At 75.3% G+C, this 25,078-nt stretch carries 19 protein-coding genes and 1 pseudogene; 13 read left to right on the top strand and 7 right to left on the bottom strand.

Annotated features, from left to right (window positions below; translation table 11 throughout):
• Positions 1–4: 4 nt before the first annotated feature.
• From ACVCAH_RS32870 to ACVCAH_RS32850, 5 genes are all read left to right on the top strand, one after another.
• A complete protein-coding gene (locus tag ACVCAH_RS32870; protein WP_447140131.1) occupies positions 5–841 on the top strand; it encodes a hypothetical protein in 837 nt (278 codons plus the stop codon).
• Positions 838–2,652: a class I SAM-dependent methyltransferase gene (locus tag ACVCAH_RS32865; RefSeq protein WP_447140130.1), complete on the top strand. Its 1,815-nt coding sequence runs from the start codon at positions 838–840 to the stop codon at positions 2,650–2,652. Before ACVCAH_RS32870 ends, ACVCAH_RS32865 begins: the two co-directional genes overlap by 4 nt.
• Positions 2,653–2,795: 143 nt before the next feature.
• Positions 2,796–3,518 carry a cytidylyltransferase domain-containing protein gene (locus tag ACVCAH_RS32860; RefSeq protein ID WP_447140146.1) on the top strand — a complete coding sequence of 241 codons (723 nt, stop codon included), beginning with the start codon at positions 2,796–2,798 and terminating at the stop codon, positions 3,516–3,518.
• A complete protein-coding gene (locus tag ACVCAH_RS32855; protein ID WP_447140145.1) occupies positions 3,515–4,573 on the top strand; it encodes a PseG/SpsG family protein in 1,059 nt (352 codons plus the stop codon). Before ACVCAH_RS32860 ends, ACVCAH_RS32855 begins: the two co-directional genes overlap by 4 nt.
• 41 nt (positions 4,574–4,614) lie before the next feature.
• Positions 4,615–5,250, top strand: coding sequence for an alpha-ketoglutarate-dependent dioxygenase AlkB (locus ACVCAH_RS32850; RefSeq protein ID WP_447140129.1), 636 nt, complete (start codon positions 4,615–4,617; stop codon positions 5,248–5,250).
• A gap of 14 nt (positions 5,251–5,264) precedes the next feature.
• On the opposite strand, the gene ACVCAH_RS32845 is transcribed toward ACVCAH_RS32850, so the two are convergent.
• Positions 5,265–5,783, bottom strand: coding sequence for a TrmH family RNA methyltransferase (locus ACVCAH_RS32845; RefSeq protein WP_447140128.1), 519 nt, complete (start codon positions 5,781–5,783; stop codon positions 5,265–5,267).
• A gap of 301 nt (positions 5,784–6,084) precedes the next feature.
• Here ACVCAH_RS32845 and ACVCAH_RS32840 point away from each other — a divergent pair, with 301 nt between their 5' ends.
• Positions 6,085–7,431, top strand: coding sequence for a uracil-xanthine permease family protein (locus ACVCAH_RS32840; RefSeq protein ID WP_447140127.1), 1,347 nt, complete (start codon positions 6,085–6,087; stop codon positions 7,429–7,431).
• A gap of 156 nt (positions 7,432–7,587) precedes the next feature.
• Here the strand turns inward: ACVCAH_RS32840 and ACVCAH_RS32835 are convergent, their stop codons facing one another.
• Both ACVCAH_RS32835 and ACVCAH_RS32830 read right to left on the bottom strand, forming a co-directional pair.
• Positions 7,588–10,071 (bottom strand): DNA gyrase/topoisomerase IV subunit A, encoded by a 2,484-nt coding sequence (locus ACVCAH_RS32835; RefSeq protein ID WP_447140126.1) that lies wholly within the window; start codon positions 10,069–10,071, stop codon positions 7,588–7,590.
• A 29-nt stretch (positions 10,072–10,100) separates the two neighbouring features.
• The gene (locus ACVCAH_RS32830) at positions 10,101–12,158 is read right to left on the bottom strand and encodes a DNA gyrase/topoisomerase IV subunit B (protein ID WP_447140125.1); all 2,058 of its coding nucleotides are present in this window, start codon (positions 12,156–12,158) and stop codon (positions 10,101–10,103) included.
• 401 nt (positions 12,159–12,559) lie between these two features.
• On the opposite strand from ACVCAH_RS32830, the gene ACVCAH_RS32825 reads away from it, so the two are divergent.
• Positions 12,560–13,219 carry a class I SAM-dependent methyltransferase gene (locus ACVCAH_RS32825; protein ID WP_447140124.1) on the top strand — a complete coding sequence of 220 codons (660 nt, stop codon included), beginning with the start codon at positions 12,560–12,562 and terminating at the stop codon, positions 13,217–13,219.
• A gap of 158 nt (positions 13,220–13,377) precedes the next feature.
• Positions 13,378–14,637, top strand: a complete 1,260-nt coding sequence (locus ACVCAH_RS32820; RefSeq protein WP_447140123.1) for a hypothetical protein — start codon at positions 13,378–13,380, stop codon at positions 14,635–14,637.
• 82 nt (positions 14,638–14,719) lie between these two features.
• Here ACVCAH_RS32820 and ACVCAH_RS32815 read toward each other — a convergent pair whose 3' ends face one another.
• Positions 14,720–15,523 carry an alpha/beta fold hydrolase gene (locus tag ACVCAH_RS32815; RefSeq protein ID WP_447140122.1) on the bottom strand — a complete coding sequence of 268 codons (804 nt, stop codon included), beginning with the start codon at positions 15,521–15,523 and terminating at the stop codon, positions 14,720–14,722.
• 44 nt (positions 15,524–15,567) lie between these two features.
• Complete coding sequence (locus ACVCAH_RS32810; protein WP_447140121.1) at positions 15,568–16,155, bottom strand: NADPH-dependent FMN reductase; 588 nt, start codon at positions 16,153–16,155, stop codon at positions 15,568–15,570.
• A 138-nt stretch (positions 16,156–16,293) separates the two neighbouring features.
• On the opposite strand from ACVCAH_RS32810, the gene ACVCAH_RS32805 reads away from it, so the two are divergent.
• Positions 16,294–19,539, top strand: a complete 3,246-nt coding sequence (locus tag ACVCAH_RS32805; RefSeq protein WP_447140120.1) for a BTAD domain-containing putative transcriptional regulator — start codon at positions 16,294–16,296, stop codon at positions 19,537–19,539.
• An 84-nt stretch (positions 19,540–19,623) separates the two neighbouring features.
• On the opposite strand, the gene ACVCAH_RS32800 is transcribed toward ACVCAH_RS32805, so the two are convergent.
• Positions 19,624–20,265 (bottom strand): class I SAM-dependent methyltransferase, encoded by a 642-nt coding sequence (locus ACVCAH_RS32800; protein WP_447140119.1) that lies wholly within the window; start codon positions 20,263–20,265, stop codon positions 19,624–19,626.
• Positions 20,266–20,267: 2 nt separating this feature from the next.
• Entirely contained in the window at positions 20,268–20,774 is a 507-nt protein-coding gene (locus ACVCAH_RS32795; protein WP_447140118.1) for an RrF2 family transcriptional regulator, read from the bottom strand.
• Between the two features lie 163 nt (positions 20,775–20,937).
• On the opposite strand from ACVCAH_RS32795, the gene ACVCAH_RS32790 reads away from it, so the two are divergent.
• From ACVCAH_RS32790 to ACVCAH_RS32775, 4 genes and pseudogenes are all read left to right on the top strand, one after another.
• Positions 20,938–22,158 (top strand): globin domain-containing protein, encoded by a 1,221-nt coding sequence (locus tag ACVCAH_RS32790; protein WP_447140117.1) that lies wholly within the window; start codon positions 20,938–20,940, stop codon positions 22,156–22,158.
• A 129-nt stretch (positions 22,159–22,287) separates the two neighbouring features.
• Positions 22,288–23,205, top strand: a pseudogene (locus tag ACVCAH_RS32785) (carbamoyltransferase N-terminal domain-containing protein); the annotation flags it as partial.
• Positions 23,206–23,233: 28 nt separating this feature from the next.
• Positions 23,234–23,938, top strand: coding sequence for a carbamoyltransferase C-terminal domain-containing protein (locus ACVCAH_RS32780; protein ID WP_447140144.1), 705 nt, complete (start codon positions 23,234–23,236; stop codon positions 23,936–23,938).
• The gene (locus ACVCAH_RS32775; RefSeq protein ID WP_447140116.1) at positions 23,935–24,936 is read left to right on the top strand and encodes a glycosyltransferase family 2 protein; all 1,002 of its coding nucleotides are present in this window, start codon (positions 23,935–23,937) and stop codon (positions 24,934–24,936) included. The genes ACVCAH_RS32780 and ACVCAH_RS32775 overlap by 4 nt, the downstream gene beginning before the upstream one ends.
• Positions 24,937–25,078: the final 142 nt, after the last annotated feature.

Raw genomic sequence — 25,078 nt, 5'->3', positions numbered from 1 at the left:
GCCGATGCACCACGCCAACCACTTCTACGGCCACGCCCACGTGCTGGCCCGCTACGCCGGGCTGGCCGACGGGCACCCACCGCGGATCAACGGGTACGTCCAGCACGGCTGGAACATCGGCGACGGCCTCGCCCCCGGCCACCCGTACGCCGAGCGCACCCCGAGCCTGCTCTGGTCCGAGCAGACCCGGCGCCGGGCCTGGTCGGTGGGGCGGCGCAACGTCACCGTGATCGGGGCGCCGTTCGCGTACCTGCTGGCGCTGCGCCCCGAGGACCCGCCGGAGCAGGAGCGGGAGGGGACCATCTGGTACCCCTTCCACGGCTGGGAGGGCCAGCACGTCAGGGGCGACCACCGGAAACTGATCGCGCTGATCCGGGCCACCGAGCCCGGCCCGGTCACCGTCTGCCTCTACTGGCACGAACACCGGATGCGCCGGGTACGCCGGCTCTACGAGAACGCCGGGTTCCGGGTCATCTGCCACGGCTACCGCGGCCACTGGTGGCGGGACACCGACCCGCTCTTCCTGGACAAGCAGCTCACCGAGCTGCGTCGGCACCGCCGGGTGGCGTCCAACCGGCTGACCAGCGCCATCTTCTACGGCATCGCCGCCGGCTGCGAACCAGCGGTCTACGGCGACCCGATGGTGCTCGCCGACGAGGACCCGACCTTCGGCGGAACCGCCCGGATCCGCCGCCAGTGGCCGCAGCTGCACGGCGAGTCGGTGCACCTGCCGACCGCCGTGGAGATCGCCCGGGCCGAACTGGGCACCGACCACCGCTTGCCGCCGGCCGCGCTGCGCGAACTGCTCGGCTGGGCGCACCCGCAGGAGGAGACGAGTTGACCATTGAGACGGCGCCCCGGATCGCGCTGCCCGGCGGGGAGATGCTGGCCTGGTCCGACCTGCCGGCGGTGCGCCTCGCCGACGGTGGGCCGCTGGCCGCGCTGCTCGCCCGGGTGGTGCCCGCCGGGGCCCGGGTGCTGCTCGCCGGCCCGCACGACCCGGCGCTGCTCGACCGGCTGGCGCACGCCGAGGTGACCTGCCTGCTGCGCAGCTACCCGGACGGGGTGGCGTTGGCCGACCGGGCGGCCCGGGTCGTGGTCGGCGGACCGGCCGGGCTGCCCGACGATGGGCCGTACGACGTGGTCGTCGCGCCGGCCGGGCTGGACGCGGTGGAGTCGGTCGAGGGGCCGCGGCTCGGCTGGGATGGCGTGCTGGACCGGCTGGTGGCGGCGCTGCGCCCCGGCGGCGACCTGCTGCTGCGGCTGGACAACCCGATCGGCCTGCACCGGCTGGTCGCCGTCTCCCCCTGGTACGCCGCCCGCGAGGACGCCGCCTGGACGGTCGGCGGGGTGCTCGACGCCGCCCACCCGGCCAACCTCGACCGGCTCCGCGACCGGCTGGCCGGGGCCGGGCTGCGCGCCGACGCCTGCTTCGCCGGATACCCGCGGCCGGAGGCGGCCACCGCGCTGCTGGACACCGGCGCGCTGGCCCGCCGTACCGACTCGGGCCTGTTCGACGCGGTGCTGCACGGCGCCTGCGCCGGCGGCTTCGCCGACCGCGACGTGCTGCGGGACCCGGCCCGGCTGGCGGTCGACGCGCTGCACGCCGGGCGGGCCGCCGACCTCGCCCCGGGCTGGCTGGTGCTCGCCCGCAAGGCTGCCGGAGCCGACCAGCCGGCCGCCGGGGAGCGCCGCGACCTGCCCGTGGCGTTGGTGCAGACCGGCCCGCCCGGGCTCGGCGTGGTCGAGGTGGTGGACACGCCCGCGGGCTGGCGGTGGCGGGTCGACCGGCCGGCCGACCGGAGCGGGCCGGCGGCGCCGTACGCCACCCGGGAGGCCGCGTACCGGGACCGGGCGGCGCTGGCCGGGCCGGTCCCCGACGGCCGGCTGCTGCGCACCCTGCTGCTCGACGGCTGCCTGCGGCGGGACCTGGACGAGCTGCGCCGGCTGCTGCGCGGGTACGCGGCGTGGCTCGCCCGCCAGGCCGACGCCGGCGGCCGGCTCTCCGGTGCGGTGGCGCTGGCCGGAGTGGACAACGTCGTGGTCGCCGGCGACGACCACGCCGTGCTCGATCCGAGCTGGCGGGCCGCCGAGCCGTTGCCCGGCGACGTGGTGCTGGCCCGGGGCCTGTGGCGGTTCGCCGCCGACCTGCTCACCGGCGGATGCGCCCACCCGTGGACGTCCACCCTGGACGTGGCGGGCCTGACCGTCGTGCTCGGTGGCCTCGCCGGGCACGACCTGGCCCGGGCGACCGTCGACGCGGCGGTGGAGACCGAGGCGGCGATCACCGCCGCGCTGCGCGGGCTGGACGCCGACGGGCGGGTCGCCCTCGCCAGCGAGCTGCGCGGCGTCGACCCCACCGACCCGCCCCCGGGCCCGCGCAGCTACCAGCAGCTGCGCGAGGCGTGGCTGCGCCAGCGCGAGGAGCTGACCCGCCTCGGCGCGCTGCTGAAGTGGACCGAGGAGCTGCTCACCTCGCGGGAACGGGCGCTGCGCCGGGCCGACGCCACGATCAACCTGCTCAGCGGCTCGCTCAGCTACCGGGTCGGCCGGCTGGCCATCACCCCGGCCCGGCTGGCGAAGCGGGGCGCCCGGGCCGCGAAGCGCCGGGCCAGCGCGGCCCTGGGTACCCGGCAGGAGGAGCAGCAGTGACCGGGCCGGAGCGGACGGCACCGCAGGCCGGCCCGGCGGCGCGGCCGGTGCCGCGGGCCGGGGCGGCACCGCGGGTCGGCGCCCTGCCGCAGGACGGCACCGCGCCGCACGATCCGGTCACGCAGGCCGGTGCGGGGCCGCGGATCGTCGGCGTCGTGCAGGCCCGGATGGGTTCGTCCCGGCTGCCCGGCAAGGTGCTGCGGCCGCTCGCCGGACGCAGCGTGCTGGGCCGGGTGGTCCGGGCCGCCACGGACAGCGGCGTCCTCACCGACCTGGTGGTGGCCACCAGCACCGACCCGGCCGACGACACGGTGGTCACCGAGTGCGCCCGGCTCGGCGTGGCCTGCCACCGCGGGCCGGTCGACGATGTGCTGACCCGGTTCGTCGGCGCGCTCGACGCGCACCCGGGGGACGCGGTCATGCGGTTCACCGCCGACTGCCCGCTGCTGGACCCGGAGATCGTCACGCTGGTGGCGTCGGTCTACCGGGCGGTGCCCGGGCTCGACTACGCCAGCACCTCGATCGCCCGTACCCTCCCCCGCGGGCTGGACGTCGAGATCATCCGGGCCGGGGCGCTGCACGCCCTGGACCGACTCGCCACCGGCCACCACCGGGTGCACGTCACCTCGTACGCGTACACCCACCCGGACCTGTTCCGCGTGCTCGGGGTGACCCTCACCCCGGACCGCTCGGGGCTGCGGCTCACTCTCGACACCGAGCAGGACTGGCAGCTGGTGCGGGCGGTGACCGACCATTTCGGTGACGTCAGCGTGCCGCTGGCCAAGCTCGCCGACTGGCTCGACGGGCAGCCGGCGCTGCGCGCCCTCAACGCCGGGGTCCGGCAGAAGCGGCTGGAGGAGTCCTGAACACGGTACGCGTCGGGCTGCGCTGCGACGCCGGGCCGGACCGCGGCGTCGGCCACCTGGTCCGCTGTCTCGCGCTCGGCGAGGAGTTCCTGGCCCGGGGCGTCGCGGTGGAGCTGTTCGGGTCGGTCGAGCGGGTCGGCTGGGCGGCCGCGCAGCTCGCGGCGCGGGGCATCCCGCTGCACCCCGGCCCGGAGACGCCCGCCGAACTGGTCGCCGCCGCGCGCCGGCACCGGCTGGACGTCATGGTGCTCGACTCCTACGAGCTGGATCCGGCCGGGGCGGGCGCGCTGCGCGCGGCGGGCGTGCTGACCGTCGCCGTCGTCGACGGCGACACCCGGGGGCAGGACGCCGACCTCTACCTGGACCAGAACTTCGGCACGCGGACCGTCGCGCCGGCCGGTCGACTGCTCGCCGGCAGCGCGTACGCCCTGCTGCGGGACTCGGTGGTGGCCGCGCGGCCGGCGGCGCCCCGGCCCGCGACGGCGGTCGGCCGCCCCCGGGTGCTGGCCTTCTTCGGCGGCACCGACGCGGTCGGCGCCGCGCCGGTGCTGGCGAGGGTGCTCTTCGCCACCGGGCACCCGATGGACCTCACCGTCGTGGTCGGCCGCCCCGAGGTGGAGGCGGACCTGGCCGCGGTGTCGCCCGGGCGGGGGCAGGCGCTGCACCCGGTGCCCCCGACCGACCAGCTGCCCGCCCTGATCGGCGCGGCCGACCTGGTGGTCAGTGCCGCCGGCACCTCCACCTGGGAACTGTGCTGCCTCGGCGCGCCGGCCGCGCTGGTCTGCGTGGTGGACAACCAGCGCGAGTCGTACCACCGGGTGGTGGCGCACCGGCTCGCCGCCGGCCTCGGCGAGCTGCCGGCGCTGACCGGTCCCGGGGTGGCCGGCCGGGCGGCCCGGGCCGCGGCGGCGCGGATCCTGCGCGGACTGCTCACCTCGCCGGCGCACCGCGCGGCGCTCTCCGCCCGGGCCTGGGCGGCCGTGGACGGGCGCGGCCGCGGCCGGGTCGCCGACGCGGTGCTGACCGCGGTCCGGCCCGCCGCCGTCGCACCCTGACGGTCGTACGCCTGTACGAAGACCCGGCTAGGGTGGGTCGCATGTCGCAGGCCGCCTACCAGCCGTCGATGCTCGACCTCACCGACGCCGGGCCGGCACTCGGGCCGCTCGCCGGCGACGTGCGCCGGCACGTGCTCAGCCGGGGCGCCTGGGTCGACCACCTGCCCGGCTGGGTGCGCGGCTCCGACCAGGTGCTCGACACGCTGCTGCGGGAGGTGCCCTGGCGGGCCGAGCGCCGCACCATGTACGACGCCGAGGTGGACGTGCCCCGCCTGCTCTGCTGGTACGCGGGTGGCCGCGAGCTGCCCCACCCGGTGCTGACGGAGGCGCGCGAGACGCTGACCCGGCACTACGCCGCCGAGCTGGGCGAGCCGTTCGTCACCGCCGGCATGTGCCTCTACCGCACCGGGCGCGACAGCGTGGCCTGGCACGGCGACACCCTGGGCCGGTCCGCGCACAGCGACACCATGGTCGCCATCGTCTCGTTCGGCTCGCCCCGGCCGCTGCTGCTGCGCCCGCGCGGGGGCGGGGCCAGCCTGCGCTTCCCACTCGGGCACGGCGACCTGATCGTGATGGGCGGCTCCTGCCAGCGCACCTGGGAGCACGCCATCCCGAAGACCGCCCGGCCGGTCGGCCCCCGGGTCAGCGTCCAGTTCCGCCCCGCCGGCGTCGCCTGACCGGCCCGCCGCCCTCAGAGCAGGCCGGCCAGCTTGTAGAGCACGAGGGAGCCGGCGACCGCGACGTTCAGGCTGAGCCCGCCGCCGACCATCGGGATCTCCACCGCCGCGTCCAGGGCGTCCAACGCCTCCGCTGGAATGCCGGTGGCCTCGTGCCCGAGCACCACGACGGTACGGCCCCGGGCGGCGGGCAGGTCGGCGAGGCGGATCGCCTCGTCGGCGAGCTCCACCCCGAGGATCCGGCTGCCGGCGGCGCGTTCGGCGGCCAGCCAGCGCAACGGGCTGCCGACCCGGTGCACGCAGCCCGGCCGGCGCAGCGTGTTGCCTCGGGCGACCGCCTCGTCGACCCAGCGGAACGGCGGCACGGCGAGGCAGGCGCCGACGGCGTCGCAGGTGCGCAGCAGCGTGCCGAGATTGGCGCCGTGCATCGGCCAGAGCGGGGCGGCGACCAGGTGACCCCAGCACCGGTGCGGACGGGGACGGCGGGCGGCACGCAACTCGCGGCGCGGCCGGACCCGGATGGCGGCGCTCACGCCGCCGCGGCGACTCCGCCGTGGTGCAGATCGGGCATCGAGAGGTGTGCTTCGCGGCGCACACGGGCCATCGACGGTGACAGGTCGCCCGATTGTAGACGGCCCGGCCCTGCCGTGACACCGCCGGCGGATCTGCGCCGCCGCCGGCCACCGGGCGGGCGATAGTGCGTCGGCCAGTCGCGCCGCCGATCGCGGCCGTGGCACGGTCACCCACCTTGCCGTGGCGTCATCGGCGGCCGTGCCAGAATCAACGCTCAGGGTCCCTCACGCCCCCGCCTCCACCTCGAGCGAAGGGCGCTCCATGACCCAGTCCTCCACCGAGCCGCGCTCCCGCTGGTCCCCGTGGTCCCTGCACGGCGACGGCCGGTCCATCCGCCCCGGCGACGTGGTGCACCCCGCCGAACGCCTCTCCTGGCCGCGCACCCTCGGTGTCGGCGTGCAGCACGTGGTGGCGATGTTCGGCGCCACCTTCACCGTGCCGCTGATCACCGGCTTCCCGCCGGCCACCACGCTCTTCTTCTCCGGCCTGGGCACGCTGTTGTTCCTGCTGATCACCGGCAACCGGCTGCCCTCGTACCTCGGCTCGTCGTTCGCCTTCATCGCGCCGGTGCTCGCGGCCAAGGCCGGCGGGGACATCGGGCCGGCGCTCGGCGGCATCGTGGTGGCCGGCTTTGCGCTGGCCGCGGTCGGGCTGGTCGTGCAACTGGCCGGCTCGCGCTGGATCGACGCGCTGATGCCGCCCGTGGTCACCGGCGCGATCGTCGCGCTGATCGGCCTGAACCTCGCCCCGGTGGCCTGGGACGGCGGGGGCAGCGGCACCGGGGTGAAGGCGCAGCCGCTGATCGCGGTGGTCACCCTGGCCGCGATCCTGCTCGCCACGGTGGCCTTCCGCGGCTTCCTGGCCCGACTGTCCATCCTGCTCGGTGTGGTGGTCGGCTGGCTGCTCGCGGCCGTGCTCGGTGACCTCGACCCGAAGGCGGTCGACGGGCTGCGCGAGGCCGCCTGGGTCGGCCTGCCCGAGTTCCACGCGCCGAGCTTCAGCCTGCGCGCGGTCGTGCTGGTGATCCCGGTGATCCTGGTGCTGATCGCGGAGAACGCCGGCCACGTCAAGGCGGTCGCCGCGATGACCGGCCGCAACCTGGACCGGGACATGGGCCGGGCGTTCCTGGGCGACGGGCTGGCCACCGTGCTGGCCGGCTCCGGCGGCGGCTCCGGCACCACCACGTACGCGGAGAACATCGGCGTGATGGCGGCGACCCGGGTCTACTCGACCGCCGCGTACTGGGTGGCAGGGCTGGCGGCGGTGCTGCTCGGGCTGAGCCCGAAGTTCGGCGCGCTGATCCTCACCGTGCCGGCCGGCGTGCTCGGCGGCGCCACCACCGCGCTGTACGGCCTGATCGCCATCCTCGGCGCGCGGATCTGGATCGAGAACCGGGTGGACTTCCACGACCCGGTGAACCTGCTGACCGCCGCGGTCGCGGTGATCGTCGGCGCGGCGAACTACACGCTGACCGCCGGTGACCTGTCGTTCAACGGCATCGCCGTCGGCACCGCCGCCGCCCTGGTCGTCTACCACGGCATGCGCCTGGTGGCCCGCCTCCGCGGCACCACCCCCGAGACCCGCCCCGCCCCCGAACCCGAACTCTGACCCGCCCACCCCCCACCCGCCTTACCCCGTTGATCATGAGGTTGGCGGGGCGAGATGTCCGGTTCGGTGCCGTCAACCTCATGATCAACGGAGGTGACGGGGCGGGAGGGCGGGAGGGGCCGGCTGCGGCGGCAGCCGGCCCCTCCTCGTCCGGGGTCAGTCGCGTTCGACCTGGTGGCCGATGACGGTGGGGCCGAGCATGACGGCGAAGCCGGAGCCGTCGCGGCGCGGATCGGCCGCCGGCAGCTCCACCGGCTCGCCGTTGGCGGTGGCACCCACCGGACGCGGCCCGACCCAGGCGACCACCACGTCGGTCTCGCCCTTGAGGAACCGCTGGGCACGCACCCCGCCGGTCGCCCGCCCCTTCGCCGGGTACGCCTTGAACGGCGTCACCTTCACCGTCGCCCCGGTGGAGGTGACCACCATCGGCTCACCGTGCGCCGGGTCGTCGGTGCGGACCGCGCCGAAGAACACCACCCGCGCACCGGCCGGCAGGTTGATGCCCGCCATGCCGCCGCCCTTGAGGCCCTGCGGGCGAACCGTCCCGGCGGCGAAGCGCAGCAGCGACGCCTCCGAGGTGATGAAGGTGAGCGCCTCGGCCCCGTCGGTGAGCCAGCTGGCCCCGACCACCTCGTCACCCTCGCGCAGCCCGATGACCTCGAACTCGTCCGAGCGGACCGGCCAGTCCGGCGCGCAGACCTTCACCACGCCCTGCCGGGTGCCGAGCGCCAGCCCCGGGGAGCCCTCGGCGGTCGGGCCGAGCGGCGCGAGGCCGACCACCGTCTCGCCGGCCTCCAGCGGCACCAGCTCGGCGGCCGACATCCCGCCGCGCAGCGACACCGTGCCGGCCTGCTCGGGCAGCACCGGCAGCGGCAGTACGTCGATCTTGAACGCCCGCCCGGCGCTGGTCACCAGCAGCACCCGGCCCCGGGCGGTGGAGTGCACGACGGCGCCTACGGCGTCGTGCTTGACCCGGCCGTGCCGCCGGCGCCCCTCGGCGGCCTCCTCCGACTCGGCCGCGGTCCGGGCGACCAGCCCGGTCGCGGAGAGGATCACCTGGCACGGGTCGTCGGCCACCTCCAGCGGACCGGCCGGCGCGGACGCCGCCAGCACCTCCTTGAGGTCGCCGTCGACCAGGGTGGTGCGCCGCGGAGCGCCGAACTGCTTCACCACCGCGGCCAGCTCGTCGGAGACGACCTTCTTGAGCACCTTGTCGTCGTCGAGGATCTTCGACAGTTCGGTGATCTCGCCGCGGAGCTTCTCCTGCTCGGCCTCCAGCTCAATCCGGTCGTACTTGGTGAGCCGGCGCAGCGGAGTGTCCAGGATGTAGGTGGCCTGGATCTCGGAGAGCTTGAACTTCCGCATCAGGCCGTCCTTGGCCGCCTGCGCGTCCTCGCTGCCCCGGATCAGCTTGACCACCCGGTCGATGTCGAGCAGGGCGATCAGCAGGCCGTCGACCAGGTGCAGCCGCTCCTCGCGCTTGCGGCGGCGGTAGGCGCTGCGCCGGGTCACCACGTCGTAGCGGTGCGCCAGGAAGACCTCCAGCAGCGCCTTCAGCCCGAGGGTCTGCGGCTGCCCGTCGACCAGCACCAGGTTGTTGACGCCGAAGGACTGCTCCAGCGGGGTGAGCCGGTAGAGGTCGGCGAGCAGGGCCTGCGGGTTGACCCCGACCTTGCACTCGATGACCAGCCGGGTCCCGCTCTCCCGGTCGGTGAGGTCCTTGACGTCGGCGATGCCGGTCAGCCGCTTGGTCTTGGTGACCTCGTTGGTGATCGCCGCGATGACCTTCTCGGCGCCCACGCCGTACGGCAGCTCGACCACCGTGATGGCCTGCCGGCCACGGCTGCCCTCCAGCGGGCCGATCTCCACCTTGCCGCGCATCCGCACCACGCCGCGCCCGGTCTCATACGCCCGGCGCACCTCGTCGAGACCGAGCAGCAGGCCGCCGGTGGGCAGGTCGGGGCCGGGGACGAACTCCATCAGCCGGTCCAGCGTGGCGTCCGGGTGGTTGATCAGCCAGCGGGCGGCCTGGACCACCTCGCCGAGGTTGTGCGGGATCATGTTGGTCGCCATCCCGACCGCGATCCCGGACGCGCCGTTGACCAGCAGGTTGGGGAAGGCGGCCGGCAGCACGGTGGGCTGGGTCAGCGAGCCGTCGTAGTTCGGCTCGACGTCGACGGTGTCCTCGCCCAGCTCGCCGACCAGCAGCATCGCCTCCCGGGACATCCTCGCCTCGGTGTAGCGGGCGGCGGCCGGGCCGTCGTCGGGTGAGCCGAAGTTGCCGTGCCCGTCGATCAGCGGCGCGTTCAGCGAGAAGTCCTGGGCCAGCCGGACCATCGCGTCGTAGATCGCCGTGTCGCCGTGCGGGTGGTACTTGCCCATCACGTCGCCGACGATGCGGGCCGACTTCACGTGCCCCCGGTCGGGGCGGTGCCCCTGCTCGTACATCGACCAGAGGATGCGCCGGTGCACCGGCTTGAGGCCGTCGCGGGCGTCGGGCAGGGCCCGGGAGTGGATCACCGAGAAGGCGTATTCCAGGTAGGAGTCGGAGACCTCGGCGACCAACGGGTTGTCGAAGACCCGCGCGCCGGCCTGGTCGAACGCGGAGTGGTCGACCTTCGTTTCCTTGCGGCGTGCCATCGCTCAGCCCTCCCCTCGAACGAACGTACTCATGCGTCGATCGCCTCCCGGTCGACCAGGTCGGCCGAGTCGATCAGCCAGTTGCGGCGCGGCTCGACCTTCTCTCCCATGAGCAGTTCGAGGATCCGCTCGGCGGCGTCGACGTCGTTGAGGGTGATCCGGCGGACCGCCCGGGTGGCCGGGTTCATCGTGGTCTCCCACAGCTCGTCGGCGTCCATCTCGCCGAGGCCCTTGAACCGCGGGATCGGGGTGACGATCTGCTTGCCGGCCTTCTCCAGCTTGCGGACCGTCGCCGCCATCTCGGCCTGGGTGTAGGTGTAGATGGTCTGCGGGTTGCGCCCCTTGGTGGTGATCTTGTGCAGGGGCGGCATCGCGGCGAAGAGCCGGCCGGCCTCGATCAGTGGCCGCATGTAGCGGGCGAAGAGCGTGATCAGCAGCGTCCGGATGTGCGCGCCGTCCACGTCGGCGTCGGCCATGATCAGCACCCGGCCGTACCGCAGCGCCGACAGGTCGAAGGTGCGGCCGGAGCCGGCGCCGAGCACCTGCACGATGGCCGCGCACTCGGCGTTGTCCAGCACCTGCTGGAGGTTGGCCTTCTGGACGTTGAGGATCTTGCCGCGGATGGGCAGCAGCGCCTGGTATTCGGCGGAGCGGGCGAGCCGGCCCGTGCCCAGCGCGCTGTCGCCCTCCACGATGAACAACTCGCTGCGCTCGATGCCCGCCGCGCGGCAGTCGACCAGCTTGGCCGGCATCGACGCGCCCTCCAGCGCGGTCTTGCGCCGGGCGGCGTCCTTCTGCTGCTTCTGGGTCAGCCGCACCCGGGCCGCGTCGACGATCTTCTGGAGCACGGTGCGCGCCTCGGCCTTGGTGCGCCGGTCCTCCAGCCACGCCTTGACGTGCTGCTCCACCAGGGACTGGATCACCTTGGTGATGCCGGCGGTGGAGAGTTCGTCCTTGGTCTGCGAGGTGAACTGCGGCTCGGGGATCCGCACGTGCACCACGGCCGTCATCCCCTCCAGGACGTCGTCCAGGGTGGGCGGGTCCTCCTTGGCCTTGAGCAGGCCGCGGGCGTTGCGGACGGCGTCGGCGAGGGTACGCGCCAGGGCCCGCTCGAAGCCCTTGCGGTGGGTGCCGCCGTGCGCGTTGCGGATGGTGTTGGTGAAGCACTCGACGGTGCGCTCGTAGCCGGTGCCCCAGCGGAACGCCACCTCGATTTCGGCCCGCCGCTGCACGTTGGCCTGCATCACGCCGTTGGCGTCGGCGGCGTTCTCCCGGTAGGTGCCCTCACCGGTGACCAGCAGGGTGCCGGAGACCGGCCGGTCGCCCGCCGGGGCGAGGAACTCCACCATGTCGGTCAGCCCGTTGGGGTAGTGGAAGCGCTCCTCGGTCGGCTCCGCGCCGGTGCGGTCACGCAGCAGGTAGCTCACCCCGGGCACCAGGAAGGCGGTGTTGCGCAGCTTCGTCCGCACGGCCTCGGCGTCCAGGGCCGCGCCGGTCTCGAAGTAGCGCGCGTCGTGCCAGTAGCGGATCGAGGTGCCGGTGCGCTGGCCGCGCTTCATCGCACCGACGACCTGGAGCCCGGGGCCGGCCGTGAACGAGGCGTCCGGCCCGTCGCCGTCGAAGATTCCCGGCACGCCGTGCCGGAACGACATCGCGTGGATCTTGCCGCCCCGGCGGACCGTCACGTCGAACCGGCGGGACAGCGCGTTGACCGCGGAGGCGCCCACGCCGTGCAGGCCGCCGGAGGTCTTGTAGCCGGAGTTGCCGAACTTGCCACCGGCGTGCAGCCGGGTGAGCACCAGCTCAACACCGGAGAGGCCGGACCGGGCGTGCACGTCGGTCGGGATGCCCCGGCCGTCGTCGTCGACCTGCACCGAGCCGTCCGCGTGCAGCGTCACCTCGACCTTGGTGGCGTGACCGGCGACACCCTCGTCGGTGGAATTGTCGAGGATCTCGTTGACGAGGTGACCCACGCCACGGCTGTCGGTGGAGCCGATGTACATGCCGGGCCGCTTGCGGACGGCGTCCAGCCCCTCGAGGTGCGTGAGGTCGTCGGCCCCGTACAGGGTGTCAGGCTCTGCGGTCAACTGGTCGTACTCCCAGGTCTCGGCGGTGTGGTGCCGCTCACCGGCGGACGCCGCCCCCCGGCGGCGCGCCGCAGCGAGCCTAGCCCGCTGCTCCGACAACCCCGTGGCGCCCCGCGCGACCGGCGGGGCGGGGCGTGGGTCCGACCGGGAACACCCGGAGAGGACACCGGGTGAGCGGCACGGCGGGCGGCACTCCCGGTGGTGCAACGCCGCCCGCCCCGGGCGGATTCCGCCCCCGGCCGTCGGCCGTTGCGGCAACACGGCCCCGGGGCCGCTCCGGCGCCGGCACGTGGTCGCACGGGACGGTCGGGACACCTCGCGCGGAACGGCCGGATGGCATCGCGCCGGTACGCTGACCGGCGGTCGCGCCCAGCCGGGCGCCGGCAGGAACGGGGGGCGACGTGGGCGAGGACGACGCGACCGGACGGCTGTCGGCGGAGTCGCTCGCCGCGGGCGATCCGACCGGCTGGTTCGAGCGGCTCTACACCGAGGCGGCGCGGGGCGAGGCGGTGGTGCCGTGGGACCGCGACGCGCCGCACGGGTTGCTCGTCGAGTGGACGGAGGCGCGCGGGACAGCCGGGGCCGGCCGCCGGGCGGTCGTGGTGGGCTGCGGCTACGGCCGGGACGCCGAGCATGTCGCCCGGCTCGGCTTCGCCACGGTGGCCTTCGACATCTCCCCCACCGCCGTCCGGGCCGCCCGGGACCGGCACCCCGGCTCGCCGGTCGACTACCGCAGCGCCGACCTGCTCGACCCGCCCGCCGACTGGCGGCGCAGCTTCGACCTGGTCGTGGAAAGCATGAACGTGCAGGCGTTGCCACCGCAGGTGCGCTCCGCCGGGTTCGGCGCGGTCGGCGAACTGGTCGCGCCGGGCGGCACGCTGCTGGTGATCGCCGCCGGCCGGGGTGAGGACGAGGCGGTGCCGGGCGCGCCGCCGTGGCCGCTGACCCGCGCCGAGATCGACGCCTTCGCCGGGGACGGCCTCGCTCCGGTCCGGGTCGAGGACCTCCGCGACCCGTCGGGCGTACGCCGCTGGCGCGCCGAGTTCCACCGCCCCGCCTGACGCCGGGCCCACCGCAAGCTCCGCCGGCACGCTGCCGCGGGACTGGACGCTCCCCAATGGAACGATCTCGTTACAACCCATTGACGCCCGTCACACAAGGGTGATCTGATCGCGCTCTCGGAGAATCTTTCATATTTCTATGGAGAGATTGGGGAGCCATGATCAGGTTCCGTCGTACCCTCGTCGCGGCCGCGCTGGCCGTCGCGACGGCGGCGCTGTCCACCGCCGTGGGGCTGCCCGCGCCCGCCTCGGCGGCCCTGCCCACCGCGGCGGTGGCGCTCGGCGACAGCTTCGTCAGCGGCGAGGGCGCCGGCGCGTACGCCCCGGTGGTGGACGTCAACGGCGTCGCGCAGGGCTTCCCCGGCTGGACCGCGCCGAACAGCAACGCGTTCTTCTGCCACCGCTCGGCGAACGCCTCGCTGCACCGGGCCGCCCTGCCGGGCATCCAGGACCGGTTCAACCTGGCCTGCTCCGGCGGCCAGCCGCACGACATCGCCACCACTTCAGCGGCCCGGGCGAACGGCCGGCAGGTGGCCGCGCAGCTCGACCAGCTCCGCGCGGTCGGGCGCACCCACGACATCGACCTGGTGCTGCTCGGGCTCGGTTCCAACAACAGCTCGTTCACCTTCGGCAACGTGGCCGAGAAGTGCGCCAACCGGTTCATCGCCGACGCCTGGACGGGCTGGTGGGAGTTCTGGGCGTACCTGGGCGGGCCGGTGGAGCAGGAGCCGTGCAGCGACGCCGACCTGGCCACCACCGCGCAGTTCAGCGCCGCGACCGCGGAGACCACCGCGGCCGTACGCCAGCTGCTCAGCACCCTGCGCGAGATCGACGCCGACAGGCAGCACCGGATCGTCTTCCAGGACTACACCAACCCCCTGCCGTTCGACCTCGACCCGACGTTCCACTCCGAGGACAGCCGGGACGACACCCGGGACAAGTTCCGCGCCCTCGGCGCCGAGCGGTACGCGGCCGGCTGCCCGATCCACCGGGCCAGCCTGCTGCCCGGCCACCGCTTCTCGCAGGGCCTCGGCACGCTGGTGCGGTCCACCCGGGACACCCTGGCCGCCGAGTTCCCCGGCGCCGACCTGGTCTACCTCAACGTGCAGCGGGCCTTCGACGGCGCCCGGCTCTGCGAGTCGGCGGCCAGCCCGACCGGCGCCCTGGCCACCCCGATCCGGCTCCAGGACTCCCCGCCGAACGGGGTCTTCGTGACCAGCCTGGAGGGCAAGGACAAGATCGCCATCCAGCGGATCGCCAACACCTGCGTGTCGTACTTCCAGACCTGCCAGGAGTCGTGGCACCCGAACGCGGCCGGGCACCAGGTGCTCGGGCAGTGCCTGAGCGGCGCCGCCGCCACCAGCGCCCGCGCGGTGGCCTGCGTCCGGTCCGGCAACGGAACGATCACCGTCTCCTGACCCGCCCGGAGCTCCCGCCGCACCTCCGCCCGGAGGCCGGCGCACGACGAGGCCCCGCCGGTCGGCGGGGCCTCGTCGACGGTCACGCCCCGGCGGGCACCGGCGCCTGGAGGAACGCGTCCACCATGCCGGCCAGCCAGTCGGCGCGGTGCACCAGGGTGACGTGGGTGGTGCCGGGCAGCACCGCGAGCTGGCACCGGGGCAGCCCGACGGCGTCGCCGACCACGCCGCCGCCGAGCAGCCTGAACACCTCCACCGCGTGCTCCGGACGGATGATGTCGGAGTCCCCGATCACGATCAGCGCCGGCGCGGCCAGCTCCCGGACTACCTCGTCCGGCACCTCGGGCAGGTTGCGGTCCATGTCCTTGACCCGCTCGACCAGGATCGGGAAGTCCTTCGGCCGGGGCGCGAGCCGCAGGTACTCGGCGTGGAACGGCGAGCCGTGCAGGTGCTCCGGCTGAAGGAGCTCGATGCCGTCGAGCAGCCCCGGGTGCATCCCGTCGATCTTCGTGGCGATCGAGAGCAGCACCAGCCGGTCGACCAGGTCCGGGTGGTGCACGCCGAGCTGCAGCGTCATCGCGGCACCGATGCTGTAGCCGAGCACGTCGGCCTTCGCCACCCCGAGGTGGCGCAGCAGCGCGGCGCAGTCCTCGGCCAGCTGCTCGACCCGCAGCGGCCGGTCGATGTCGGCGGTGCGGCCGTGCGCCTGGAGCTCCACGGCGATCACCTGGCGGTTGCGGGCGAGCAGCGGCAGCATCGCACCGAAGTCGGTGTTGATGTTGGAGAGCGCGCCGTGCAGCAGGAGCAGCGGCTTGCCCTCGCCGTAGATCTCGTAGTACATCTCCAGGCCGTTGACGGGGGCGTATCCGGTCGTCGTCGGGGTCATGTCGGTTCCTTCCGAAATGGTCGGAGCGGCGCTCCGGTGCGGATTCAGGGCTGGTACGGGTGGCGGGCGCGCGCCTCGCGCAGCGCGTACGCCCACCAGGACAGGCGGTCGAGCACGGTGTCAGCGGCGGCGACGCAGTCCGCCGAGGGTCGGGGCCAACTGCCGTCGGCGGCGAACTGGTCCCAGTAGCAGGGCAGCGCGACGGTGTCCCGGATGGTCACCGCGTGCAGTTCGGTCAGCACCTGGCGGAGCTGCTCGGTGGCGTACCGGCCGCCGGAGTCCCGGCCGTAGGAGACGACCGACACCGGCTTGGCGCACCACTGGTCGTGGTACCAGTCGAGCGCCGTCTTCAGCGGCGCCGGGAAGCCCCGGTTGTATTCGGGGGTGACCAGCACGAAGGCGTCGGCGGCGGCCAGCCGCGGGGCCAGGGCGCGCACCGGTTCCGGCAGCTCGTCGTCGAGGTCCGGGAGGGACTCCGGGAGCGCGGTGCGGGCCAGGTCCACCAGGTCGACGTCCCACTCGGGGCGCCGGTGCGCCCGGCCGACGAACCAGTCCGCCACGGTGGGGCCGAACCGCCCGGCCCGGGTGCTGCCGATGATCACCACCATCCGCAGCGGACCGCTTCCCACCATCACGACCTCCATGCGCCGGGTCCGGCGTACGTACCGGACCTGCTGACGGATTCACCGTGCCGGAGCCCGCTTACGGCCGGCTTCAGGTCGGCTTACGGCCTCCCCCCGCACCGCCCGGCCGGCTCGTAAGGTGGGCGGATGCGATTCGGGGTGCTGGGCCCGGTGGCGGTCTGGACCGACCACGACGTGCCGGTACGGGTGCCGGGCCTCAAGGTCCGGGCGCTGCTGGCCGACCTGCTGGCCCACCACGGGCACGCCGTCTCCACCGATCGTCTGGTCGACGACCTCTGGGCCGACGCGGCACCGGCGAACCCGGCCGGCGCCCTCCAGGTCCGGGTGTCCCAGCTGCGCCGGGCGCTGGAAGAGGCGGAGCCGGACGGCCGGCAGCTGGTCGTCTCCCGTCCCCCGGGCTACCTGCTCCGGCTCGACGACGACGCGCTCGACGCCGCCCGGTTCGCCGAGCTGGCCGACCTGGCCGTGGCCACGGCGGATCCGCGTCGCCGCACCGACCTGCTGGGCGAGGCCCTGGGCCTGTGGCGGGGCGACCCGTTCGCCGACTTCGCCGACGAGCAGTTCGTCCGGCCGGCCGCGACCCGGCTGGCCGAACAGCGGCTGGCGGTCCTCGAGCAGCACGTCGAGGCCCGGCTGGAGCTGGGTGAGCACCGGACGGTGCTCGGCGAGCTGGCCGACCTGGTGGCCCGGTATCCGCTGCGGGAGCGGCTGCGCGCGGCGCAGCTGCGCGCCCTCTACCGGGCCGGGCGGCAGTCCGAGGCGCTGGCCAGCTACGCCGAGCTGCGCACCCGGCTGGCCGAGGAGCTGGGGTTGGACCCCGGGCCGGAACTCGTCGCCCTGCACCGGGCGATCCTGGAACAGGATCCGTCCCTGGCGCCCGTCGAGCCCCGCGGCACGCTCGACCTTCCGGCGCCGCCGGACCGGCCGGTCGGCAACCTGCCGGCCGCGCTGACCGAGCTGGTCGGCCGGGACGAGGCGGTCGCCGAGGTGCGCGCGGCGCTGGCCGACGCCCGCCTAGTGACGCTGACCGGCCCGGGCGGGGTGGGCAAGACCCGGCTCGCGATCGAGGCCGCCCGGCAGCTGCACGGCGAGTGCCCGGACGGGGTCTGGCTGGTCGAGTTCGCCGGGCTGCGGCGCGGCACCGACCCGCCGCTGGCGGAGCGGCTCGGGTCGGTGCTGCAGATCCGCGACCACGCCACCGGCGGCCCTTCCGTGCCGCTCACCGACCGGCTGGCCACCGCGCTCGGCGAACGGCGGTTGCTGCTGGTGCTGGACAACTGCGAGCACGTGGTGGAGGCCGCCGCCGCGCTGGCCGGGCACCTGCTCGGGGCCGCTCCCGGCCTGCGGGTGCTGGCCACCAGCCGGGAGCCGCTCGGCCTGCCGGGCGAGGTGGTGTGGGACGTACCGCCACTGGACGTGCCGGATCCGGCGGCCGCCGCCGACCCCGACCGGCTGGCCGCGTCCGGCGCGGTCCGCCTGTTCGTGGCCCGGGCCGCCGCCGCGTCCCGGGACTTCACCCTGGACGCCGGGACCGGCCCGGCGGTGGCGCTGCTCTGCCGGCGGCTCGACGGCATCCCGCTGGCCCTGGAACTCGCCGCGACTCGGGTCCGGGCGCTCGGCGTGCAGCGGCTGGTGGACCGGCTCGACGACCGGTTCCGGCTGCTGGCGACCGGGCACCGCGGCACGCCGCCGCGCCAGCGAACCCTCACCGCGATGATCGACTGGAGCTGGCAGCTGCTGGACGAGGCGGAGCAGGCCGTGTTGCGCCGGCTCGCCGTGCACGCCGACGGCTGCACGCTGGACGCGGCCGAGGCCGTCTGCGCCGATCCGCAGCTGCCCCGCGCGGACGTGGTCGACCTGCTGGCCCGCCTGGTGGACCGCTCCCTGGTGCGGGTGGACGACCGGGGCGGCGCGCCCCGCTACCGGCTGCTGGAGTCGGTGGCGGCGTACTGCGCCGACCGGCTGCGCGAGGCCGGCGAAGTCGACCGGGTCCGCGAGCGGCACGTCCGGTGGTACACCGGGTTCGCCGAGCGCGCCGCCGGGCGGCTGCACGGGCCGGCGCAGCGGGAGTGGCTGTCGCGGCTGGACGCGGAGGCCGCCAACCTGCGGGCCGCGTTCGACGGCGCGGTCCGCGCCGACGAGGCCGATCTGGCGGTACGGCTGGCCGACGCGCTGGCCTGGTACTGGTTCCTGCGCGGCCGGCTCGGCGAGGCGCGCCGGTCGTTGGACGCGGCGCTCGACCTCGCCGGCCCGGCACCATCGTCCATGGTGACCAGCGCCCGCGCCTGGCGCGCCGGGGTGGCGCTGCTGCGCGGCGACGGGTGGCCCGGTGACCGGGCGGACGTGCTCGGCGAACTGGCCGCCGTCGAGCCGCCGGCCCGGCGGGCCCGGGCGCGGTGGTTCCTGGCGCAGGGCCTGACCGACCTCGGCGAGGTCGACCTCGCCGCGGAGCTGGTCGACCAGGCCCTGCGCGACTTCGAGGCGGTGGGCGACCGGTGGGGCGTCGCGGCCGCGCTGACCGTGCGGGCGAAACTGGCCCACGTCCGCGGCGACCTGGCCGGGCTGGACCGGGCCGCCCGGCGCGGCGCCGAGCTGTTCGCCCAGCTCGGCGACGGGTGGGGGCAGTTGCAGGCGGGCGAGTGGCTGGGCGCGGCCGCCGAGCTGACCGGTGACCACGCGGAGGCCATTCGGCTGCACGGCGAGGGCCTGCGGATCGCCGAGGAGCTGGGGCTCTGGTCGGACGCCTGCGGCCGGCTGTGCTGGCTCGGCTGGCTCGCCCTCCAGCAGGGCGAGCACCCGCGGGCCCGCGAGTACGGCGAGCGGGCGGTGCGGCTCGCCACCGAGCAGGGCCTGCGCGGGGTGGAGGTCTTCGCCGGGCTGGTGCTCGGCTTCGCGGCCCGCCGGGAGGGCCGGCTCGACCTGGCCGAGGCGCGGCTGCGCGGCCTGCTCGACGCGGCCGGCGAGGGCGGCGAACACGCGCTGCACGTGCCGATGGTGCTGGTCGAGCTGGGCTTCGTCGCCGAGCACCGGGGCGACGCCGGGCGGGCCCGGTCGTTGCACGGGCAGGCGCTCACCCTCGCCGGTGAGCTGCACGCCGCCCGGGACCAGGCGTTCGCGCTGGCCGGCCTCGCCGGGGCGGCGGCGCTGGACGGGGCGTACGCCGAAGCGGCCCGCCTGCTCGGAGCGGCCGACGCGCTGCGCGACCGCGGCGGCCTGCCGCTGGCACCGACCGAGCGGGACGAGGTGGACCGGATCACCGCCGCCGTCCGCGGTGCGCTCGGCACGGACATCTTCGCCGCCGCCGTTGCCGACGGTCGTGCCCTCTCCCCCGAGCAGGCGGCCGGAGCCGCCGCCACGTCGGCCGGCTGGTAGCCCGCCGACCGGTCGGCGGGCCGACCGACGTCGCGCGACGCGACCTGCCGATATCGGCGCCCGCCGTTCCGCTGCGGGCGAGGGCTACCGGCGCAGGGCCGTGCCGAGCACGTGCGGGGCGGCCGGCGCCGGGACCGTGGCGTCCGGGAAGCGGAACGAGTCCAGCTCGGTGACGTCGAACCCGGCGGCGCCGATCGCGGCCACCGTGTCCCGGCCGGTGTGGCAGCCGCCGCAGAGCAGCGGCCAGAGGGTCGCGTCGACCGCCCGCTGCACCCGGCGCAGGCCGGGGGTGGCCGCGCGGACGTGCTCGAAGAAGCGCACCTGGCCACCGGGGCGCAGCACCCGGCGGGCCTCGCGCAGCGCGGCGGCCTGGTCGGCGACCGAGCAGAGCACCAGGGAGAACACCACCGCGTCGGCCGCGCCGTCGGCGACCGGCAGCGCGTCGGCCAGCCCGGCGACCACCGTGACCGGCACCGGCGCCGTGCGCGCGGCGGCCAGGGCGGCGGCCCGCAGCCGGGGCTCGGGCTCGACGGCGAGCACCCGCGCCACGGTCGCCGGGTAGTGCGCGACGTTGCGGCCGTTGCCGGCGCCGACCTCGACGACCCGACCGGTCAGGCCGGTCACCAGCCGGTGCCGGTGGGCGGCGGCGCCCGCCCGGTCCATGGAGACGCTGGCCCGCTCGAACACCCGGGCGAAGATCGGGTGGGAGACTCGGCTGCCGGGCATGGCTACCCCTCACTCGCCGCGACGGCGGACGGGATCGGTACGGCGCCGCGCGGCGCCGCGGCGACGGGCAACCCGGTCACGGCCGGCGATGCACCGAGGGCGAGCAGCACCGGGGCGGCCGGCCCGGCGACGAGATCGTCGAGGCGCACGCCGTCCAGCACGGCGAGGAAGGCCTGCTGCGCGCGGCGCAACTCCGCCCGGAGCAGGCAGGCCGCCCGCAGCGGGCAGGCCGGCGCCTCGCAGGCGACCACCTCGTCGTCCCCCTCGAACGCCCGGACGACCTGCCCGACGGTGCGCTGGCCGCCGCCCTCGGCGACCGCCACCCCGCCGGCGCGGCCGCGGATGGTGACCAGCACTCCGAGCCGCTGCAACCGCTGGACCAGCTTCGCCACGTGGTTGCGGGGCAGCGCCAGCCGCTCGGCCAGCTCGTCGACCGTCGTCCGGCGTCCCGAGGCGGCGGCGGCCATCGCGATCCGCAACGCCATGTCGGTGGACCGGTTGAGCTTCACGCCCCGACCCTAGCCAGCGCCGACAAACCGCCACGAGGGTCGGGACGGACCCGCGGTGTGATCCGGACGACCAGCGACCCGGGACCTTCGGCCCTGAAGAGGTATCTCAAATGCTTGTTTAGCTGTGACGGCCCGAGCGGTTCATCGGAGAAGGAGACAACTCGTGCTCACGGAGTCCTCAGCAGCAGTGGTGACGGCGACCCTGCCCGCCGTCCAGGCGCACGGGGAGGCGATCACCCGCCGGTTCTACCAGCGGATGTTCGACGCGCACCCGGAACTGCTGGATCTGTTCAACCGGGGCAACCAGGCGACCGGGGCGCAGCAGGCCGCGCTGGCCGGCGCGGTGGTCGCGTACGCCGAGCACCTGACCGGCGGCGCGCCGGTGCCATGGGGGCCGATCCTGGACCGGATCGCGCACAAGCACGCCTCGCTGGGCATCACCGCCACCCAGTACACGATCGTCGGTCGGCACCTGCTCGCCGCCGTCGGCGAGGTGCTGGGCGATGCGGTCACCGCGGAGGTCGCGGCGGCCTGGGACGAGGTGTACTGGCTGCTGGCCTGCGAGCTGATCGCCCGGGAGGCGCGCCTCTACACGCTCGCCGGGCTGGGCGAGGGCGAGTCGGTGTGGCGGAGCTGGCGGGTGACCGGCAAGGTCCGGGAAACCGCCGACGTCGTCTCGTTCACCCTGGTCCCGGTCGACGACGGCCCGGTGCCCACCTTCACCCCGGGCCAGTACGTCTCGGTCGCGGTCGACCTGGACGGCGGACGCGGCCAGCAGATCCGCCAGTACAGCCTCTCCGGCCGGCCGGGCGCCGAGCACTGGCGGATCACCGTCAAGCGGGTACGCGGCCTCGCCGGCGCTCCCGACGGCATGGTCTCCACCTTCCTGCACGACCACGTGACCGTCGGCGACACGCTCCGGCTCAGCCCGCCGTTCGGCGAGGTCAGCGCGGTCGCCGGGGAGGGCCCGCTGCTGCTGGTCAGCGCGGGCATCGGGCTGACCCCGGCGATGGCCGCGCTGGAGCACCTGGCGGCCACCGAGCCGCAGCGCCCGGTGACGCTGGTGCACGCCGACCGGGCCGGCACCGCGCACGCCTTCCGCGGCGAGCTGCCCCGGCTGCACGCCGCGCTGCCCAACCTGCGGACCGCGCTGTGGTACGAGGACGCCACCGGCGCCGACCTGGCCGGCGTGACCGCCGAGGTGGCCGCTGGCCGGGTCGACCCGGAGCTGATCCCGCTCTCCCCGGACGCACACGTGCACCTGTGCGGGCCGCTGCCGTTCATGAACGCGGTCCGCGGCGGCCTGCTGCGACGTGGCGTCCCGACCGAGCGGATCGGCTACGAGGTGTTCGGGCCGGGCATGCTCCGCGACGACCGGGTCTGAACCGGGCGGTGCCGGGGCGGACCGCCTGCCCGCCCCGGCACCGAATCTCCACAGGCGACTGACCGGCGCTTCAGGAGAAGTCGATGATCTAGAGGTTAGGCGGAGAAGCCGAGGGTAGGGACCTTGGTCATGCGGGTCCTTGGCATCAACGCGATCTTCCACGATCCGGCGGCCGCCCTGGTGGTCGACGGCAGGGTGGTGGCTGCCGCCGAAGAGGAGCGGTTCAGCCGCCGCAAGCACGGCAAGCGTCCGGTCGCCTTCTCGGCGTGGGAACTGCCGGAACTCTCCGCCGCCTGGTGCCTGGCCAGCGCGGGCCTGGACGTCGACGACCTGGACGCCGTCGCTTACTCCTTCGACCCCGGGCTGTGCCGGCCGGCCGAGACGCTGGGGCTGGCCGACCCGTGGGACTGGCTGCGCGTCGAGTACGCCCAGCGGGCACCGCAGTTCCTGGCCGCCGCCCTGCCCGGCCTCGACCCCGGCAAGGTGCGGTTCGTCCCGCACCACGTGGCGCACGCCGCCTCCGCGGGGCTGGCCGCCCCACCGGCCGGCGATGACACCGCGGTGCTCGTCCTGGACGGGCGCGGCGAGGTGGCCAGCCACCTGGCCGGCGTCTACTCCGACGGGCTGCTGCGCTCGCTCTACGCCCAGCAGCTGCCGCACTCCCTCGGCCTGCTCTACGAGGACCTCACCCGGCACCTGGGCTTCCTGCACTCCAGCGACGAGTACAAGGTGATGGCGCTGGCCTCGTACGGCGAGCCGAAACACCTCGGCCTGCTGCGCGACCTGGTGCGGGTCACCCCGGAGGGCGGCTTCCGGATCGAGGAGGTCGACTGGGGCAGCCTGGCCAAGGCGCGCCCCGCCGACGGGGAGATGACCGGCGACCACGCCGACCTGGCCGCCAGCGTGCAGGCCCGGCTGGAGGAGGTGATCCTCGACCTGGCCCGCTGGCTGCACGACGCCTCCGGCGGGGCGTCCACCCTGGCCCTGGCCGGCGGGGTGGCCCTGAACTGCGTGGCCAACGCCCGGATCGCCGCCGAGGGCCCGTACCGGCGGGTCTGGGTGCAGCCGGCGGCCGGTGACGCGGGCACCGCGCTGGGCGCCGCCCTGCACGTCGCCCGCGACCTCGGTGACCGGGCCACCCCGATGGCCGGCGCCGACCTCGGTCGGGGCTGGTCGGACGACGAGTTGGAGGCGGAGCTGCGGCGCGCCGCGCTGCCGTACACCCGGCCGGACTCGATCGCCGCCGAGGCGGCCCGGGTGCTCGCCGGCAACGGCATCGTCGCCTGGTTCCAGGGACGCAGCGAGTACGGCCCGCGCGCCCTGGCACCGGTCACTGCTGGCCCACCCCGGAGACCCGGCCACCACCGCCCGGCTCAACGATGTCAAGGGGCGCGAGCAGTTCCGCCCGGTCGCGCCGATGGTGCGCGCCGAGCGGGCCGCCGAGATCTTCGAGGGCGTCCTCCCCAGCCCGTACATGCTCTTCGTGCACCGGGTGAAGCCGGAGTGGCGCGAGCGCATCCCGGCGGTCACCCACGTCGACGGCACCGCCCGGGTGCAGACCGTGCACGCCGACACCGAGCCGCTGGTCGCCGACCTGCTCGCCGGGTTCGAGCGGCTGACCGGCCTGCCGGTGGTGGTGAACACCTCGCTGAACACCGCCGGCCGGCCGATGGTGGACACGCCGCGCGAGGCGATGGAGTTGTTCGGCTCCGCGCCGGTGGAGCTGCTGGCGCTCGGCCCCTTCGCGGTGCGCCGCAACGCCCTGGGCGGTGACCGGTGATCAGCATCGTGGTGCCCACGCTCGGCCGGCCCAGCCTCGCTGTGCTGCTCGACGCGCTCGCCGGCCAGGTCGGTGCGCTGCCCGACCCGGAGATCCTGCTGGTCGACGACCGCCGCCAGAACACCGGCGAGCTGGCGGTGCCGGAGGCGCTGGCCGCGTACACCAAGGTGCTGACCGGGCCCGGCGCGGGCCCGGCGGCGGCCCGCAACACCGGCTGGCGCGTCGCCCGCTCCCCCTGGATCGTCTTCCTCGACGACGACGTGGTGCCCGCCGCCGACTGGTGCCGGCGGCTGGTCGACGACCTGGCCGTCGGTGAACTGGTCGGCGGGGTGCAGGGCGTGGTCCGGGTGCCGCTGCCGGCGCACCGCCGGCCGACCGACTGGGAACGGGTCACCGCCGGCCTCGCCGAGGGGGCCTGGATCACCGCCGACATGGCCTACCGCCGGGACACGCTGGCCGCCGTCGACGGCTTCGACGAACGGTTCCCGCGCGCCTACCGAGAGGACGCCGAGTTGGCCCACCGGGTGCGCCGCGCCGGCTGGGAGCTGGTCCGCGGCGAGCGGTCGGTGACCCATCCGGTGCGCCCGGAGAGCCGCTGGGTGAGCCTGCGGACCCAGCGGGGCAACGCCGACGACGCGCTGCTGCGCCGGCTCTACGGCCCGTACTGGCGTACCGATTTGCGGCTGCCGCCCGGGCGCCGGCCCCGGCACGTCGCGGTCACCGCGGCCGGCGCGGTCGCTCTGGTCGCGGCCGGACTCCGTGCCCGGGCCGGTGGGGCCTCACGGACGGCACTCGGCGCGCTCGCCGCGGCAAGCGCCCTCGGCTGGCTGGCCGGCACCGCCGAGTTCGCCCGGGCCCGGATCGCGCCCGGCCCGCGCACCCCGGACGAGATCGCCACCATGCTGGTGACCAGCGCGCTGATCCCGCCACTGGCGGTGACCCACTGGCTATGCGGCTGGTGGGACAGCCGCGTGGAGCGTGCCGGAACGGGACGTTGATGTTTACTTCTCCCGCCCGAGGCAACTGGTCCGACATGGACGTCCCGATCAGTGCAGCTCAGCGGCTGTTCGATGCGGTGTTGCTGGATCGGGATGGCACGTTGGTGGAGGACGTGCCGTTCAACGGTGATCCGGAGAAGGT

It is taken from the genome of Micromonospora sp. LZ34 (assembly GCF_052981855.1).
Note: the sequence above shows the minus strand (reverse complement) of the source record. Positions and strands in the feature narration are given on the sequence as shown.